The 16,109-nt window shown below is 67.5% G+C and carries 13 protein-coding genes; 4 read left to right on the plus strand and 9 right to left on the minus strand.

The genetic code is table 11. The features are described 5' to 3' along the window. Window positions 1-15: 15 nt before the first annotated feature. Window positions 16-1,974 carry an amino acid transporter gene (locus tag ACFTSF_RS11215; protein ID WP_380153695.1) on the minus strand — a complete coding sequence of 653 codons (1,959 nt, stop codon included), beginning with the start codon at window positions 1,972-1,974 and terminating at the stop codon, window positions 16-18. A 139-nt stretch (window positions 1,975-2,113) separates the two neighbouring features. Here ACFTSF_RS11215 and ACFTSF_RS11220 point away from each other — a divergent pair, with 139 nt between their 5' ends. Next, complete coding sequence (locus tag ACFTSF_RS11220; protein WP_380153696.1) at window positions 2,114-3,946, plus strand: APC family permease; 1,833 nt, start codon at window positions 2,114-2,116, stop codon at window positions 3,944-3,946. Here ACFTSF_RS11220 and ACFTSF_RS11225 read toward each other — a convergent pair. From ACFTSF_RS11225 to kdpF, 7 genes are read right to left on the minus strand one after another with little or no spacing between them, the layout of a single operon-like run. After that, window positions 3,943-4,959, minus strand: a complete 1,017-nt coding sequence (locus ACFTSF_RS11225) for a magnesium and cobalt transport protein CorA (RefSeq protein WP_380153697.1) — start codon at window positions 4,957-4,959, stop codon at window positions 3,943-3,945. The genes ACFTSF_RS11220 and ACFTSF_RS11225 overlap by 4 nt on opposite strands. A 14-nt stretch (window positions 4,960-4,973) precedes the next feature. After that, window positions 4,974-5,651, minus strand: coding sequence for a response regulator (locus tag ACFTSF_RS11230; protein WP_380153698.1), 678 nt, complete (start codon window positions 5,649-5,651; stop codon window positions 4,974-4,976). Beyond that, on the minus strand, window positions 5,648-8,224 hold the full coding sequence (locus ACFTSF_RS11235) for a DUF4118 domain-containing protein (RefSeq protein WP_380153699.1): 2,577 nt from the start codon (window positions 8,222-8,224) through the stop codon (window positions 5,648-5,650). The genes ACFTSF_RS11230 and ACFTSF_RS11235 overlap by 4 nt, the downstream gene beginning before the upstream one ends. 11 nt (window positions 8,225-8,235) lie before the next feature. Then, window positions 8,236-8,847: a K(+)-transporting ATPase subunit C gene (gene kdpC / locus ACFTSF_RS11240; protein ID WP_380153700.1), complete on the minus strand. Its 612-nt coding sequence runs from the start codon at window positions 8,845-8,847 to the stop codon at window positions 8,236-8,238. Window positions 8,848-8,855: 8 nt separating this feature from the next. Continuing rightward, complete coding sequence (kdpB, locus tag ACFTSF_RS11245; protein WP_380153983.1) at window positions 8,856-10,892, minus strand: potassium-transporting ATPase subunit KdpB; 2,037 nt, start codon at window positions 10,890-10,892, stop codon at window positions 8,856-8,858. A gap of 44 nt (window positions 10,893-10,936) precedes the next feature. Next, the gene (gene kdpA / locus ACFTSF_RS11250; RefSeq protein WP_380153701.1) at window positions 10,937-12,598 is read right to left on the minus strand and encodes a potassium-transporting ATPase subunit KdpA; all 1,662 of its coding nucleotides are present in this window, start codon (window positions 12,596-12,598) and stop codon (window positions 10,937-10,939) included. Then, window positions 12,598-12,687 carry a K(+)-transporting ATPase subunit F gene (gene kdpF, locus ACFTSF_RS11255; RefSeq protein WP_380153702.1) on the minus strand — a complete coding sequence of 30 codons (90 nt, stop codon included), beginning with the start codon at window positions 12,685-12,687 and terminating at the stop codon, window positions 12,598-12,600. The genes kdpA and kdpF overlap by 1 nt, the downstream gene beginning before the upstream one ends. Before the next feature lie 336 nt (window positions 12,688-13,023). On the opposite strand from kdpF, the gene ACFTSF_RS11260 reads away from it, so the two are divergent. Continuing rightward, complete coding sequence (locus ACFTSF_RS11260) at window positions 13,024-14,565, plus strand: Na+/H+ antiporter (RefSeq protein WP_380153703.1); 1,542 nt, start codon at window positions 13,024-13,026, stop codon at window positions 14,563-14,565. Window positions 14,566-14,568: 3 nt separating this feature from the next. Here the strand turns inward: ACFTSF_RS11260 and ACFTSF_RS11265 are convergent, their stop codons facing one another. After that, a complete protein-coding gene (locus tag ACFTSF_RS11265) occupies window positions 14,569-14,907 on the minus strand; it encodes a YnfA family protein (protein WP_380153704.1) in 339 nt (112 codons plus the stop codon). Window positions 14,908-14,989: 82 nt separating this feature from the next. Between ACFTSF_RS11265 and ACFTSF_RS11270 the strand changes: the two genes are divergently transcribed. Continuing rightward, window positions 14,990-15,364: an ArsR/SmtB family transcription factor gene (locus tag ACFTSF_RS11270; protein ID WP_380153984.1), complete on the plus strand. Its 375-nt coding sequence runs from the start codon at window positions 14,990-14,992 to the stop codon at window positions 15,362-15,364. Then, the gene (locus ACFTSF_RS11275; protein WP_380153705.1) at window positions 15,361-16,080 is read left to right on the plus strand and encodes a cation diffusion facilitator family transporter; all 720 of its coding nucleotides are present in this window, start codon (window positions 15,361-15,363) and stop codon (window positions 16,078-16,080) included. Before ACFTSF_RS11270 ends, ACFTSF_RS11275 begins: the two co-directional genes overlap by 4 nt. Window positions 16,081-16,109: the final 29 nt, after the last annotated feature.

Consider the following 16,109-nt stretch of genomic DNA (forward strand, 5'->3'; position numbering starts at 1 on the left):
AACTAAGCTCAAGTGCTACCCCACGTGGACCCAGGGGCGGTTCGAGCGGCGCGGCTCGGCCCGGCGCAGGACCTCCCGGGTGACCGGCGGGACGTCGCCTTCGCCGGAGATCAGGTAGCGGAAGAGGAAGTAGAACGGGTTGCCTTCGGCCCAGGCGAAGTAGATGTGCGGCATGACCTCCCAGTCGTCACGGATCTTCAGTGCCAGCGCGGCGATGGCGTTGGGGACACTCGGGCTGTCGACCTTCAGGATCCGGTAGCCGAAGCGTTCCTCGCCGCGGACGTCGAGTTCGGTCTCGAACTGCGACGCATCGGTCAGCGTCACTTCGAGGAACAGGACCGGCAGCCCCTCCGGCAGGTTGCGCACTTCGCGCTGCTCGGCCGCCTTCTCCTCGTACTCCGCCTGGTCGCGGGCGTTCGGCTCGTTGGCAATGATCCGCAGTTCGCCGTCCACCAAGGACTCCGAGATGAGGCGGCAGGCCTCGTCGTCGAAGCGGATGGCGGTGGCGCGGAGCTCCAGCGACCGGGTGGCCCGGGAGATCAGCGAGGTCAGGATGATCGCGACGATGAAGAACGAGGCGATCTGGACGCCGTCCGGCCGCTCGATGATGTTCGCGATCGTCGTGTAGAGCAGCACCAGGCTGATCGCTGCGAACCCGACCGATTTGCCCCGCTCCCCCTTCCGCCGCGCCGACAGCGTCACCGCGATCGAGGCGGACAGGATCAGCACCAGTACGCCGGTCGCGTACGCACCGCCCTGCGCATCGACATCTGCCTTGAACAGCAACGTGATCACGAACGCGATGAGGGCGAACACGATGACCAGCGGCCGGGTGGCCCGGGCCCAATCCGGAACCATCCCGTACCGCGGCAGGTAGCGCGGAACGATGTTCAGCAGGCCGGCCATCGCCGACGCTCCGGCGAACCACAGGATCAGGATCGTGCTGACGTCGTACACGGTCCCGAACGCGCTGCCGAGATACTCGTGCGCGAGGTACGCCAAGGCCCGGCCGGACGCCTCGCCGCCGTCCTTGAACTCGTCGGCCGGGATCAGTACGACGGTGGTGAAGCTGCTCGTGATCAGGAACCCACTCATGATCAGGGCCGCGGTCGTCAGCAGCTTGCGGGTGTTGCGGATCCGGCCGGCCGGATGGGCGGGATCGTCGTCCGGGGCACCCTTGACCTGCGGCATCACCGCGACCCCGGTCTCGAACCCGGACAAACCAAGCGCGAGTTTCGGGAACACGACCAGCGAGATGCCGATCATCACCCAGATGTTCGAGTGCTCGGTGGCCAGCAGGCCGCGCCAGTTCGTCACCAGCTCCGGCGCCGCGAGCAGGTGACCGATCGCGTCGACCACGACCACCAGGTTGAGGCCGAGATAGACCACCACGAGCACGACGGCGATCCCGATCGCCTCGCCGAATCCGCGCAGGAAGACCCCGGCGAGCAGCGCCAGCAGGACGAGAGTGATGATCACTTCCTTGCCCTCGAACCAGTGCGGCACATACGGGTTCTCGACCAGGTGCGCGGTCGCGTCGGCCGCCGACAACGTCATCGTGATGATGAAGTCGGTCGCCATGAAGCCCAGCAGGACCAGGATCGTGAACTTGCCCTTCCAGCGGCCGAGCAACCGGTCGAGCATCGCGATCGAGCCCTCGCCGTGCGGGCTCTCCGCAGCGACCCGGCGATAGACCGGCAACGCACCGAACAAGGTGAGCAGGACCAGGATCAGCGTCGCCACCGGTGACAGCAGGCCGACCGCGGCCGCGGCGATCGCCGGCTGGTAACCGAGCGTCGAGAAGTAGTCGACACCGGTCAGGCACATCACCTTCCACCACCGGTGGGTGGGATGCGGCGCCGGCCGATGCGGTCCCGCATGACCAGTCGGGCGATCGTGCAGCAACCAGCTGACCAACCGTCCGTGGCGCGCGGGCGGCGTACCGACGACGTCGTTCTCGCGTGTCTCACTCACTGGGCGGAGCCTAATCAGCAGCAGTCGCCCTGACGGCCGTTCTCACAGCTCTCTAACAGAGACAGGATCGTGTCAGAGTGCTGTTGGAGGTTCGTGAGGGATGGGTGCCACCTCAGGTTTCAGGGCTGAGAGTGGAGGCGTGAGGGACTCTGAGGACGACAGGCATCGGCTCGGTGTGGTGGGTGGCCTCGCGGCCCTTTCGCTGGATGCGATGGCGTCCGTGGCCTATGGGCCCGAGGCGATCGTGCTGGTGCTCGCGCTCGGCGGCGCGACCGCGATCGGCCTGACGCTGCCGGTCACCGTCGCCATCGCGGTACTGCTGTTGGTGCTGGTGCTGTCCTACCGGCAGGTGATCGCGGCCTTCCCCGATGGTGGTGGCGCGTACGGCGTGGCGAAGAAGTACCTCGGTCGTCGCGCGAGCCTGGTCGCCGGCGCGTCGCTGGTGATCGACTACGTGCTGAACGTCGCTGTGTCGGTGGCCGCCGGAGTTGCCGCGCTGACCTCGGCTGTGCCAGGTCTGTACGGCTACCGGGTCTGGCTGGCGCTCGCCGTACTGGCTCTGGTCACTGCGGTGAATCTGCGCGGCGTCGCCCACAGCGCAAGGATGTTCGTCGTCCCCACGGCGGTCTTCGTGGCCGCCATCTTGACCGTGATCCTGGCCGGTCTGTTCCGCGAGGGCCCGGCGGCCGTGGCCGCCGGAAGCGCGGAGCAGGCCGGTCAGGTTCAGACCATCGGTCTGTTGCTCCTGCTGAGGGCGTTCGCCAACGGCTGTGCGGCGCTGACCGGTGTCGAGGCGATCGCCAACGCGGTCCCCTCGTTCCGCAAACCCAAGGTCGTCCTGGCCCAGCGTGCCGAACTGACCCTCGGCATCCTGCTCGCGACGATGCTGATCGGCCTCGCCGTCCTGATCAAGCGCTTCGAGATCAAGCCGGTCGAAGGTGTCACGGTCCTCTCCCAACTGGCCGATGCGTCACTTGGTCACGGTCTCGGCTACTTCGTCGTCCAGGCGTCCACGGTGGTGCTGCTCGCGCTGGCGGCGAACACCTCGTACGGCGGCCTGCCGGTGCTCGCGCAGTTGCTCGCGAAGGATCACTTCCTTCCGCACGTCTTCCAGTTGCGCGCCCAGCGCAGTGTCTACCGGTACGGCATCGGTTTCCTGACCGTCGTCTCGGCGCTCCTCCTGATCGCGGCCCGCGGCGACATGAACACCCTCGTCCCGCTCTTCGCGATCGGCGTCTTCGTCGGCTTCACGCTCTCCCAGACCGGAATGGTCCGGCACTGGTGGAACAAGCGGCCGAACGGCTGGCAGCTCAAGCTCGCTCTCAACGGCGTCGGCGCAGTCCTCACCGCGGTGGCCGCCGTGGTCGTGACCGTCACCAAGTTCACGTCGGGGGCCTGGCTGATCGCCGTGGCTCTCCCGCTGCTCGTCGTGATGATGGAGGCGGTCAACCGCAGCTATCGCCGGATCGGCCGGCGCCTCGACCTCGGCCGCATCCCGGACAAGCCCAGCACCCAGCGCTCGCGCATCGTCGTACCGGTGCATGCGGTCAGCAAGCTCACCCGCGAGGCCCTGTCCGTCGCCAAGGGCCTCGGCCACGACGTCGTCGCCGTCCACGCCGTGAACACCACCGATCCCGACGACGTCGCGGCCTTCGTCCGCCTGCTCGACGACTGGGAGCGGTGGCGCCCCGGCGTCCCCCTGATCGCCCTGTACGACGAACGCCGGCGGATCACCGCTCCGATCATCACCTACATCAACCACCTCGACTTCGACACCGTGTTCGTCGTGATCGGTGAGGTGGAACCCGAACACCTATGGCAGCGGATCTTGCAGAACAACCGCGGTGGCCTGCTGGCCCACGCGCTCCGGCGGGACACCGACGCGGTCGTCTGCCGCCTCCGCTTCCGGATCCCGGACAACGACCTGGACGTGGAGACACCGCCCACCCTCGTGTCGATCAGCCGGAGCTAGAGCCAGCCGCGCCGCTTGAAGACGCGGTGCAGGGCCAGACCGGTGAGAACCATCAGGACCAGCGCGAGCGGATAGCCGAACTGCCAGCCGAGCTCGGGCATCTGAGTGAAGTTCATCCCGTAGATCGAAGCGACCAGCGTCGGGGCGAACAGAATGGCCGCCCAGGACGAGATGCGCTTCACCTCTTCGTTCTGCCGCAGGCTCAGCTCGGACAGCCGCTGGGTCTCCTCGTTCTGGCGCTGACCGATCAGGCCCGCGTTGATCCCGATCAGGTTGACCAGCAGCACCCGGAAACCGGTGACGCGGTCCACGATGCGCTCGACGTGGTCGGACACATCACGCAGGTACCCCTGCAGCTCCGGATCGACCTCGTACTTGTCGAAGCCGCGGCGCAGATCGGCGATCAGCACCGGCAGCGGCTGGCTGGCCCGCTCGAACTTCACCACTTCCTGCAGCAGATGGTAGATCCGCCGGGACACCTCGGGATCGCCGCTGAAGACCTGGTCCTCGATCTCGTCGATGTCGGTCTGCAGCCCGTCCACCACCGGCACGTACTCGTCGACGACCTGGTCGAGGATCGCGTACAGCACCGCCTCGGGCCCGAGCCGCAGCAGTTCCGGCGTACCTTCCAGCCGGCGCCGGACGGCGCCGAGGTCAGGTGTCTCGGCATGCCGGACAGTGACGACGAAGTCCTTGCCGGTGAAGACGTGCAGTTCGCCGTACTCGACCCGTTCGACGTCGTCGAGATACCGTCCGGGCCGCAGCACGGTGAACAGGACGTCCTGGTACCGCTCGAGTTTCGGTCGCTGGTGGGCCGAGACGGTGTCGTGGACGGCCAGCCGGTGGATTCCGAACTCCTTGGCGACCGACTCGATCTCGGCGGCATCGGGCCGGTACAGACCGATCCACCCCATCCCGTCCCGGTCCCGGAGCAGTTCGTAGGTGTCCTCGAGCGAGTCGGGCTCACAGGCCCGGCTGCCCTCGACGTACACCGCGTTGTCCACCACAGCCATGCAATATCTCCTTACTAGGGTTCGAAGCGGTAACCCATACCGGGTTCGGTGAGCAGGTGTCGTGGCCGGGCCGGGTCGACCTCGAGCTTGCGGCGCAGCTGCCCCATGTAGAAGCGCAGGTTGCCGGTTGCGGTCTCGTACCCCGGCCCCCAGACCTCGGTGAGCAGCTGATGCTGCGACTGCAGCTTGCCGGGATGCCGGACGAACACCTCCAGCAGATGCCACTCGGTCGGCGTCAGCCGGATGTCCGCACCGGATTCCAGGATGACGCGTTTGGCCGCCAGGTCGACCTTCGTAGAGCCGAAGTAGATCACCGGCTCGTCCGGGGTCGCACTGCTGCGCCGCAGTACGGCGCGCAGCCGAGCGAGCAGCTCGTCGATCCCGAAGGGCTTCGTCATGTAGTCGTCGGCGCCCGCGTCGAGCGCCTCGACCTTGTCGGTGCTGTCGGTCCGCCCCGACAGCACCAGGATCGGCGCCTCGGTCCAGCCGCGCAGCCCGCGGATCACGTCGACGCCGTCGAAGTCCGGCAGCCCGAGATCGAGAATGACCAGGTCCGGCGGGTGCTGGGCGGCGATCGTCAGCGCCGAGCTGCCGTTGGCGGCGGTGTGCACCTCGTACCGCCGGGCCTTCAGGTTGATCTGCAGCGCCCGCACGATCTGCGGCTCGTCGTCGACCACCAGCACTCTGGTCATTCGGTTGTCCCCGTTCGTTCCCGGCTGCCCGGGACCGGGACGTCGGTCACCCGGGTTGTTGCCTTTGGCATCGAAATCACCATGGTCAGGCCACCGCCCGGGGTGTCCTCCGGCTGCAGCGAGCCGTCCATCGCCTCGGCCAGCCCGCGGGCCAGCGCCAGTCCCAGTCCGACGCCGGTCGTGTTGTCGGTGTCGCCCAGCCGCTGGAACGGCGCGAACACCCGATCCCGGTCTTCCCGCGGAATCCCCGGACCTCGATCGATCACCCGGATCTCGACGATGTTTCCGAGGGTGCTCGCGGTCACCAGCGGCGGGCGGCCGGCGGGTGAGTGCCGGATCGCGTTGCCCAGCAGGTTGGCCACCACCCGCTCCAGCAGGGCCGGGTCGGCGTTCACCAGCGGGAGGGTGTGCGGGATGTCCACGATCACCTGACCGCCTTCGTCGCCGAGCTCGGCCAGCACCCCGGCCATGACCTCGTCGAGTGCCGCCGGGCGGGTGAACACCGGGAGCACTCCGGCCTGGAGGCGGCTGAGATCGAGCAGGTTGTCCACCAGCCGGCTCAACCGGTCGAGCGACTCGTCGGCGTTCGCGAGGAGTTCCTCTCGCTCGGCCGGACCCCACTCCACATCGGCGCTGCGCAGGCTGGTCACGGACGCTTTGGCAGATGCCAGTGGCGACCGCAGGTCGTGGCCGACGGCACGCAGCAACGCCGTACGGAGCTTGTCGGCCTCCGCCAGCGGTTTCGCCTCGGCCGCGGCCTCGGACAGTCGCGACCGGTCGACCAACGCCACCGCATGGGCAGCGAACGCCCCGACCAGACGGCGTTCGTCGGCGGCCAGCGTCCTCCCCTGCAGGACCAGCACGAGGTCTTCGCGCCCCGGGATCTCCGCGTCCCCGTCCTCGGGGCGGCGACAAGTCGGCGTACCGGCTCCGGCGATCGGGCGCCAGGTCTCGGTCAGCTCCTCGTCGTCCACCCGTTCCATCAGACAGGCGCCAGTCATACCGAAGGTTTCCCGGACTCGTTCCAGTAATGCCGGCAGGGCCGTTTCACCCCGCAGTACCGCCCCGGCGAGCGTCGCGAGTGTCTCGGATTCGGCCGCTGACCGGGCGGCCTGCCGCGTTCGGCGGGCGGCGCGGTCCACCACCGAGCTGACCATCGTGGCGACCAGGATGAAGATGCCGAGCGCCAGAGCGTTGTTCGGTTCGGTGATGTTGAAGGTCCGGATCGGTGGCGTGAAGAAGTAGTTCAGCACCAGCGATCCGCCGACCGCGGTCAGCAAGGCCGGCCACAGTCCGCCGACCAGCGCCACCACGACTACCGCGAGCAGGAACACCAGTACGTCGCTCGTCAGGTTCAGGGCGTCGTCACCGAGTCCGAGCAGAACTGCCAGCGCGGCCATCAGCACGACGGAGAGCACGAAGCCCATGGCCTGGCGACGCTGGGACAGACTCCCCCGCAGCCCCGGCAGCCGGCCGCGTCCCCGCTGCGAATGCGTGACGATGTGTACGTCGATATCGCCCGATTCCCGGATCGATGTGACACCGATCCCGGGGCCGCTGAACAGCGCGGCCAACCGGGACCGCCGGCTGTCACCGAGGACCAGCTGAGTCGCGTTCTCCGCTCGGGCGAAGGACAGCAGCGCCGTCGGGATGTCATCTCCAACGACCTGGTGATAGGTCCCGCCGAGCGATTCGACCAGCGCGCGTTGCTGCGCCAGCCGGGCTGGGTCGGCACCGGTCAGCCCGTCGGACCGGGTCACGTGGACGGCGAGTAGATCGCCGCCGGAAGAGCGCGCCGCGACCCGGACCGCACGCCGGATCAGGGTCTCGCCCTCCGGACCGCCGGTCAATGCGACGACAACCCGCTCCCGCGCCTCCCACGTCGACTGGATGTCATGTTGCGTCCGGTACTGCTGCAACCCGGCATCCACCCGGTCGGCAAGCCAGAGCAGCGCGAGCTCACGCAGCGCCGACAGGTTGCCGACCCGGAAATAGTTGCCCAGGGCAGCATCGACCTTGTCGGCCGCATAGACGTTGCCGTGCGCCATCCGGCGCCGCAACGCCTCCGGAGTCATGTCGACGAGCTCGATCTGATCCGCGGACCGGACCACCCGGTCCGGCACGGTCTCCTGCTGCGGTACGCCGGTGATCTTCTCGACCACGTCGTTGATCGACTCGAGGTGCTGGATGTTGACCGTCGAGATCACGTCGATCCCGGCGGCCAGCAGCTCGTCGATGTCCTCCCAGCGCTTGACGTGCCGGCTGCCCGGGACGTTGCTATGGGCAAGCTCATCGACCAGCACGACCTCGGGACGGCGGGCCAGGACCGCGTCCAGGTCCATCTCGGTGAAGCTGGCGCCGCGATAGTCCAGGATCCGGCGCGGAATCACCTCGAGGCCGTCGAGCATCGCAGCGGTGTGCTCACGGTTGTGGGTCTCGATGAAGCCGACGACCACGTCGGTGCCGCGGTCCCGCCGGCGCTGGGCCTCACCGAGCATCTTGTACGTCTTGCCGACGCCGGGCGCGGCCCCCAGGTAGACCCTGAGGTGACCGCGCCCGGCTCTGCTACTCATCTCCTCGGCTCTTAGCCGAGTGCCGCGAGAGCGTTGTTCAGCGTCACCACGTTCACAGCCGGCTCACCGAGGAAACCGAGGGACCGACCCTTGGTGTTCTCCTTCACGAGCTTCTGCACGGCAGTGACATCCAGTCCACGCTCGCGCGCGACCCGGTTGACCTGCAGAGCGGCGTACGCCGGGCTGATGGCCGGATCGAGTCCGCTGCCGCTGGCCGTCAGGGCGTCGGCCGGGACCTGGGCCGGGTCGACCCCGTCCAGCTCGGCGACCGTCTTGCGCCGCTCCTCGATCGCCGCGAGCAGGTCGGCATTGTTCGGCCCGTACTGCGAGGCCGCGCTACCCATCGCGTCGTAGTCGACCGCGGACGGTCGGGTCTGGAACCACTTCGGGTCGGCGACCATGATCGCGTCGCCCTTGTCGTCCTTCTTACCGCTGTCCATCGTGTACGCCTGGCCGATCAGGTCGGAGGCGACCGCCTTGCCGTTCACCTTCACGATCGAACCGTTCGCATTGCCGTGGAACAACAGCTGCGAAACCCCGGTCATCACCAGCGGGTACGCGATACCGAGTACCGCTGTGAACACCAGCAGCGCGCGGAGCGCCGTACTGAACTGCCTCATCATCTGGCCTTTCACCGAAGACCGGGGATCAAGGAGATCACCAGGTCGAGAAGCTTGATACCGATGAACGGGCTGATCAGCCCGCCGACTCCGTAGATCAGAAGGTTGCGCCGGAGCATCGAGGAAGCCGACGACGGCCGGTACTGAACGCCGCGCAGTGCCAGCGGAACCAGGGCGATGATCACCAGCGCGTTGAACACGATGGCCGACACGATCGCCGACTGCGGCGAGTGCAGCTGCATGATGTTCAGCCGGTCGAGTCCCGGGTAGGCCGCCGCGAACAGCGCCGGCAGGATCGCGAAGTACTTGGCCACGTCGTTCGCGATCGAGAACGTGGTCAGCGAGCCCCGGGTGATCAGCAACTGCTTGCCGATCTCAACGATCTCGATCAGCTTGGTCGGGTTCGAGTCCAGGTCGACCATGTTGCCGGCCTCCTTGGCCGCCGACGTGCCGGTGTTCATCGCGACCCCGACATCGGCCTGCGCGAGCGCCGGCGCGTCGTTGGTACCGTCACCGGTCATCGCGACCAGCCGGCCGCCCTCCTGCTCCTTCTTGATCAGCGCCATCTTGTCCTCGGGCGTCGCCTCGGCCAGGAAGTCGTCGACCCCGGCCTCCTCGGCGATCGCCTTCGCGGTCAGCGCGTTGTCACCGGTGATCATCACGGTCCGGATGCCCATCGCGCGCATCTGGTCGAACCGCTCCCGCATCCCGGCCTTGACCACGTCCTTGAGGTGGATCACCCCGAGTGCGCGAGCCGTGCCGCCGACCGCCTCGGCCACGACGAGCGGCGTACCGCCCGAGGCCGAGATGCCGTCGACAATCTCGCCGAGCCGCGGGTCCGACGTACCGCCGTGGCCGTTGATCCAGGTGTTGACCGCACCGGCCGCGCCCTTGCGGACCTGCCGGTCGTCGATGTCGACACCGCTCATCCGCGTCTGCGCGGTGAACTCGACAAAAGTTGCATGCGGCAACTCACCGGTGTGCCGCTCACGCAGCCCATACCCGTTCTTCGCCAGTACGACGATCGACCGGCCCTCCGGCGTTTCGTCGGCCAGGCTGGACAGCTGCGCCGCATCGGCCAGCTCGGTGTCGGTCACCCCGTCGACCGGGATGAATTCGGCCGCCTGACGGTTGCCCAAGGTGATGGTGCCGGTCTTGTCCAGCAGCAACGTGTTCACGTCACCGGCCGCCTCGACCGCACGACCGGACATCGCCAGCACGTTGCGCTGCACCAGCCGGTCCATCCCGGCGATACCGATCGCGGACAGCAACGCACCGATCGTGGTCGGGATCAAGGCGACCAGCAGGGCCACCAGGATCACGATGCTCAGATCGGTCTTCGCATAGTTGGCGAACGTCGGCAGGGTCGCTACCGCGATCAGGAACACGATCGTCAGGCTGGCCAGCAGGATGTTCAGCGCGATCTCGTTCGGCGTCTTCTGCCGCGAAGCACCCTCGACCAGCGCGATCATCCGGTCGATGAAGGACTCACCGGGCTTGGTCATGATCTTCACGACGATCCGGTCCGACAACACCTTCGTCCCACCGGTCACCGCACTGCGGTCACCACCGGACTCACGAATGACCGGGGCCGACTCGCCCGTGATCGCCGACTCGTCGACACTCGCCACACCCTCGACGACATCGCCGTCACCCGGGATGATCTGACCGGCCTCGACCACGACCAGGTCCCCGAGCTGCAACTGAGCGGCCGGCACCTCCTCCTCACCGGAATCGGTCAACCGGCGAGCAGTCGTCTCGGTCTTGGCCCGGCGCAGAGTCTCGGCCTGGGCCTTGCCCCGGCCTTCGGCCACGGCCTCGGCTAGGTTGGCGAAGATCACGGTCAGCCAGAGCCAGACCACGATCCACCAGACGAACACACTCGGGTCCGTGATCGCCTTGATCGTCGACGCGACCGCGCCGACCTCGACCACGAACATCACCGGGTTTTTCACCATCACTCGCGGATCGAGCTTGCGCACGGCATCCGGGAGCGAGGTGAGCAGCATCTTCGGGTCGAACAGACCCGAGGGTGCCTTCTTTGCCACCTGCTCGGCCTTCGGGGCCGGCGCAGGGGTCTTTACAGCGGTAGTCACAGTCCCTCCGCAAGAGGTCCGAGAGTAAGAGCAGGGAAGTAGGTCAAGCCGGTCACGATCAGGACGACACCGACCAGCATCGTCACGAACAAGGCCTTGTGAGTCGGCAGCGTGCCCTCGTTCACCGGCACCGGCTGCTGCTTCGCGAACGAACCCGCCAGGGCCAGCACGATCACGATCGGCACGAACCGGCCGAGCAGCATCACGAGCCCGAGAGCCGTGTTGTAGAAGGGAATGTTCGCGCTAATGCCGCCGAACGCCGACCCGTTGTTGTTGCCCGCCGAGGTGAACGCATAAAGCACCTCGGAGAACCCGTGCGGGCTGTCGGTGTTGAAGATCGACGCCCGTGCGGTCGCGAGTCCCATCGCGATCGACGCCCCGACCAGTACGACGGTCGGCGTGGCCAGGATGTACAGCGAGACCAGCTTCATCTCGCGCGCGGTGATCTTCTTCTTCAGGTACTCCGGCGTCCGGCCGACCATCAGCCCTGCCACGAAGACCGTCAGGACCGCCAGCACCAACATGCCGTACAGACCAGTACCGGTACCACCCGGACTGACCTCACCCAACATCATGTGGAACAGCGTCGTACCGCCGCCGAGTGGCGTGAACGAATCGTGAGCCGCGTTGACCGCACCAGTCGACGTACCGGTCGTGGAACTGGCGAACAGCGCCGAGGCCCATTCGCCGAAGCGGGTCTCCTTGCCCTCCATCGCTGCACCGGCCGCGTGCGTCGCCGTACCGGCGCCCTGGTTCTCGAAGAACGTCGCGGAGAAGGTGAAGGCCGCCCACAGGGTGCCCATCACGCCGAGGATCGCGTAGCCCTGGCGCTTGTCCTTGACCATCAGGCCGAACGTCCGGGTCAGGCAGACCGGGATCAGCAGCAGCAGAAAGATCTCGAACAGGTTCGAGAAACCGTTGGGGTTCTCGAACGGGTGCGCGGAGTTGGCGTTGTAGTACCCGCCGCCGTTCGTACCGAGCTCCTTGATGACCTCCTGGCTGGCCACCGGGCCGCCGGGGATGGTCTGGGTCTGGCCCACGACCGAGGTGACCTCGTGACCGCCGGAGAAGTTCTGTACGACGCCCGTCGCGACCAGGACCAGGGTTCCGATCACCGCGATCGGGAGCAGGATCCGCAGTACCGTCCGGGTCAGGTCGACCCAGAAGTTGCCCAGCCGATCCGTCTTCGACCGCGCGAAGCCGCGGATCACGACCACCGCAACCGTGATGCCGACGGCCGCCGAGAGGAAGTTCTGTACCGCGAGGCCGGCGAACTGGACCAGGTGGCCCATCGTCACCTCAGGTGAATACGACTGCCAGTTCGTGTTCGACACGAACGACGCCGCGGTGTTGAACGCCAGCCCGGACTCGACGTTCGGAAGCCCCAGCGACAGCGGGAGATGCGACTGCAGCCGCTGCAGCAGGTAGAGCAGGAACACGCTGATCGCCGAGAACGCGATCGCGGACCGGGCGTAGACAGCCCAGGTCTGCTCGGTCTTCGAGTCCACCCCGAGAAGCTTGTAGGCGCCACGCTCGACCCGAGAGTCCTTCTCGGTCGTGAAGACGTGCGCCATGTACCCACCCAGCGGCCGGTAGGCGGCCGCGAGGAGCACGAGTAGGAAGCCAACCTGCAAGAGGCCGGCGGCGGTGTCCGACATCAGAACCTCTCGGGAAAGATCAGGGCCGCGATCAGGTAGAGGACCAGGGCCACGGCGACCACCAGACCCGCGATGTTGTCGGCGCTCATAGCTTCTCCACCCCTCGCAGCACGAACCAGACCAGTGCGAACGTAATGACGGTGACGGCCAGGTAGATCACGTCTTTCATGACCTGCCCCACCTCACGGCGAATGTCCTCATGCCCACACAAGATCACCACTGTTTGCCCGGTCAGCAGGTCTCTCGCAGACCTCTCACTCCGGTCCTCGCAGCTCTCACAGCTCTCTCACGCGTCGTTACCGGAACTTGACCGGCGCCCGGGTTGATAGGGTGGCGACCGGTGTGCCGGGAAGCCTGGTCGGCGCGGGGATGGACTTCCGCCATGTGCGGCAGCGACCCGGACAACGGGATCAGGGGCACCGCACATGTCGTCAGTGGGCATCATTCTCTTCTTGGTCGTGTTCGCGACCGCGGTGGCGACCGGCGCCCGGCGCTGGCGGATCCCGGCGCCGTCCCTGCTCGTCCTGGTCAGCCTGGGCGTGGCACTGATCCCTGGTACGCCGGACCTCCGGGTCTCTCCCGAGATCATCGGTCTCGTGGTCCTGCCACCACTCCTGTACGCCGCCGCCGAGGATCTGTCATTGCGCGATCTGCGCGTGGTCTGGCGGCCGGTGACCGCGCTGGCGGTTGGTCTGGTGCTCGCCTCGGCCGCGGCGGTCGGAGCGCTGGCGGTAGCGCTCACTCCCCTGCCGGCGTCGATGGCGTTCGTACTCGGCGCCGTACTCGCAAGCACGGATCCGGTGGCCGTTACGGCGCTCGGACGCAGGCTCGCGCTGCCGGGCCGGGTGCAGACGCTGGTGCACGCCGAGAGCCTCTTCAACGACGCCACCTCGCTGGTCCTGTTCAAGGTCGCCGTGGCCGTCGCGATCGCTTCCGGTGCGGTGAGCTGGCAGGCGGCCGGGGGTGAGTTCTTCCTCCTGGCCGGTGGCGGCATCGTGATCGGCGCGGGTATCGCGGGTCTCGTGACCCTGATCCGGCGCCGGACAACCGATCCGGTGCTCGAGACGGTGATCGCGCTGGTCACGCCGTACTCGGCGTATGTGCTCGCCGAGGCGGCGCACACCTCCGGAGTCACGGCCGTCGTGGTCGCCGGAGTCGTTATCAGCGGGAGCCGGCACCGGCTCACCGACGCACGGATCCGCCTGCAGCTGCATGCTGTCTACGCCGTGGTCATCTTTCTGCTGGAAAGCGTCGTCTTCAGCATCATCGGCCTGGAGCTACCCGCGCTCGTCCGCGAGTTGCCGGACGACACCGGCCTGTGGGCCCTGCAGGCGTTGGCGATCGCCGCCCTCCTGATCGGCCTGCGCGTGCTGTGGATGCTGCCCCTGTCGGTCGCTCTCCGCCCCAGCAGTCGCCGGGTGTCTTGGCGCGTCGCCGCCGTCGTGTCATGGGCCGGCACCCGCGGAGTGCTACCACTGGCAGCCGCGCTGTCGATCCCGCTTGCCGCCGAGGACGGCCGTCCACTCGAAGGCCGTTCCCTGGTCCTGGTGCTCACCACAGCCGTTGTGGTGTTCACCCTCGTCGTACAAGGCCTGAGCCTCGCGCCGCTGGTCAATCGTTCCGGCCTCGCACTCGAACCCGAGCACACCGCTCGCGAAGAGTCCGAGACCCGCGCAAGCCTCGCCCGCGCCGCACTCGCCCACCTCGATCAGCTCGCCGACCTCGAGACCACCTCCCACGTCGCGCTCGACCGGGTCCGCCGCCGGCTCCAGCAGGACGAGGAACCCGACAGCCACGACAACAGATCGGCGCTGAACTCCTACTACCAGCTACGGCGAGACGTCATCGCGATCCAGTCCACCGAGCTGAGGCGCCTGTACGCCGAGCACCAGATCAGCGACGCCACCCACCGGCAACTACAACACGACCTCGACCTCGAGGAGACCGGACTCCCCCACCTCCGCTGACCTTCACTGAGCACCCCGTGGGGCGTACATGATGACGACGACACCGAGCAGGCAGATCAGCGCGCCGGCGACGTCCCACCGGTCGGGGCGGAAGCCGTCGACCAGCATCCCCCACAGCAGCGAGCCTGCGACGAAAATACCGCCGTACGCCGCCAGGATGCGGCCGAAGTTCGGATCGGGCTGGAAAGTCGCGACGAAGCCATAGGCGCTCAGGGCAACCACTCCACCGGCGATCCACCATAGCCCGCGCTGCTCACGCCACCCCTGCCAGATCAGCCAGGCACCACCGATCTCGGCAACCGCCGCCAGCACGAACAGCACCACGGACTTGCCAACACTCATGGCACCAGAACCTACCCCCGGGCCAGGTGACGAGCGGCAGTGGACAATCAGCACATGAAGGCACTAACATCGCCACATGGCGATGAAAGTATCCGAGAGCGATGCTGCCCTTGATCAGGTCGACGAAACCGCGGCACTGACCACGGCGGCCTGTTTGTTCCACGGTTTCAGTGATGCGTCTCGGCTGGCGATCGTGCGCCATCTCGCGCTCGGAGATCATCGCGTCGTCGACCTGACCGAGCACCTCGGCCTGGCCCAGTCAACGGTCTCGAAACACCTGGCCTGCCTGCGCGACTGCGGCCTGGTCGAATCCCGTCCCGAGGGCCGGGCCTCGGTCTTCAGCCTCACCCACCCCGAAGCGACCCTGCAACTGCTGACGGCAGCCGAGCAACTGCTCGGCCTCACCGGCGACGCGGTCGCGCTCTGCCCGGTGTACGGCGTGGAGGCCCAGTCGTGAGCGAGCCTTTGCAGATCTCCGTGACCCCGCCCAGCACCTGGACCACCGACCCCGAGCAGCGCCGCAAGCTCAGTCGCCGCGCGCAACTGCTGGCCGGCGCCTCAGTCACGTACAACATCATCGAAGCGATCATCGCCATCACCGCCGGACTCATCGCCGGGTCGGTCGCGCTGGTCGGATTCGGCCTGGACTCCGTGGTCGAGGTGTCCAGCGGCCTGATCATCCTGTGGCAGTTCCGCCACCGCCTCCCCGAGACCCGCGAACGCCAGGCCCTGCGCCTGCTCGCCTTCTCGTTCTTCGGCCTCGCCGCCTACGTGACCTTCGAGTCCGTCCGCGCCCTGATCGGCGGCAGCAACCCCGAGCCCTCCCCGGTCGGAATCGGGCTGGCGATCGCCTCGCTGATCGTGATGCCGTTCCTGTCCTGGGCCCAGCGCCGTACCGGCAAGGCCCTCGGCTCCAACTCGGTCGTTGCCGACGGCACCCAGACCCTCCTCTGCACCTACCTCTCCGCGGTCCTCCTCATCGGCCTGGTCCTCAACGCCACCCTCGGCTGGGGCTGGGCGGACCCGATCGCCGGCCTGATCATCGCCGCAGTCGCCGTCCGCGAAGGCATCGAAGCCTGGAAGGGCGAGGGCTGCTGCTCCCCCATCGCGGGAAGCACATCCGCCGCCTGCAGTTGCTCAGCCGGCACCTGCACCGACGGCTGCTGCGACTAAAGCTCGCCGATCCGGCCCCGGCCCTGGGG

The sequence above is a fragment of the Kribbella sp. NPDC056951 genome (assembly GCF_042674205.1).
In the GTDB taxonomy this organism is placed as follows: domain Bacteria; phylum Actinomycetota; class Actinomycetes; order Propionibacteriales; family Kribbellaceae; genus Kribbella; species Kribbella yunnanensis.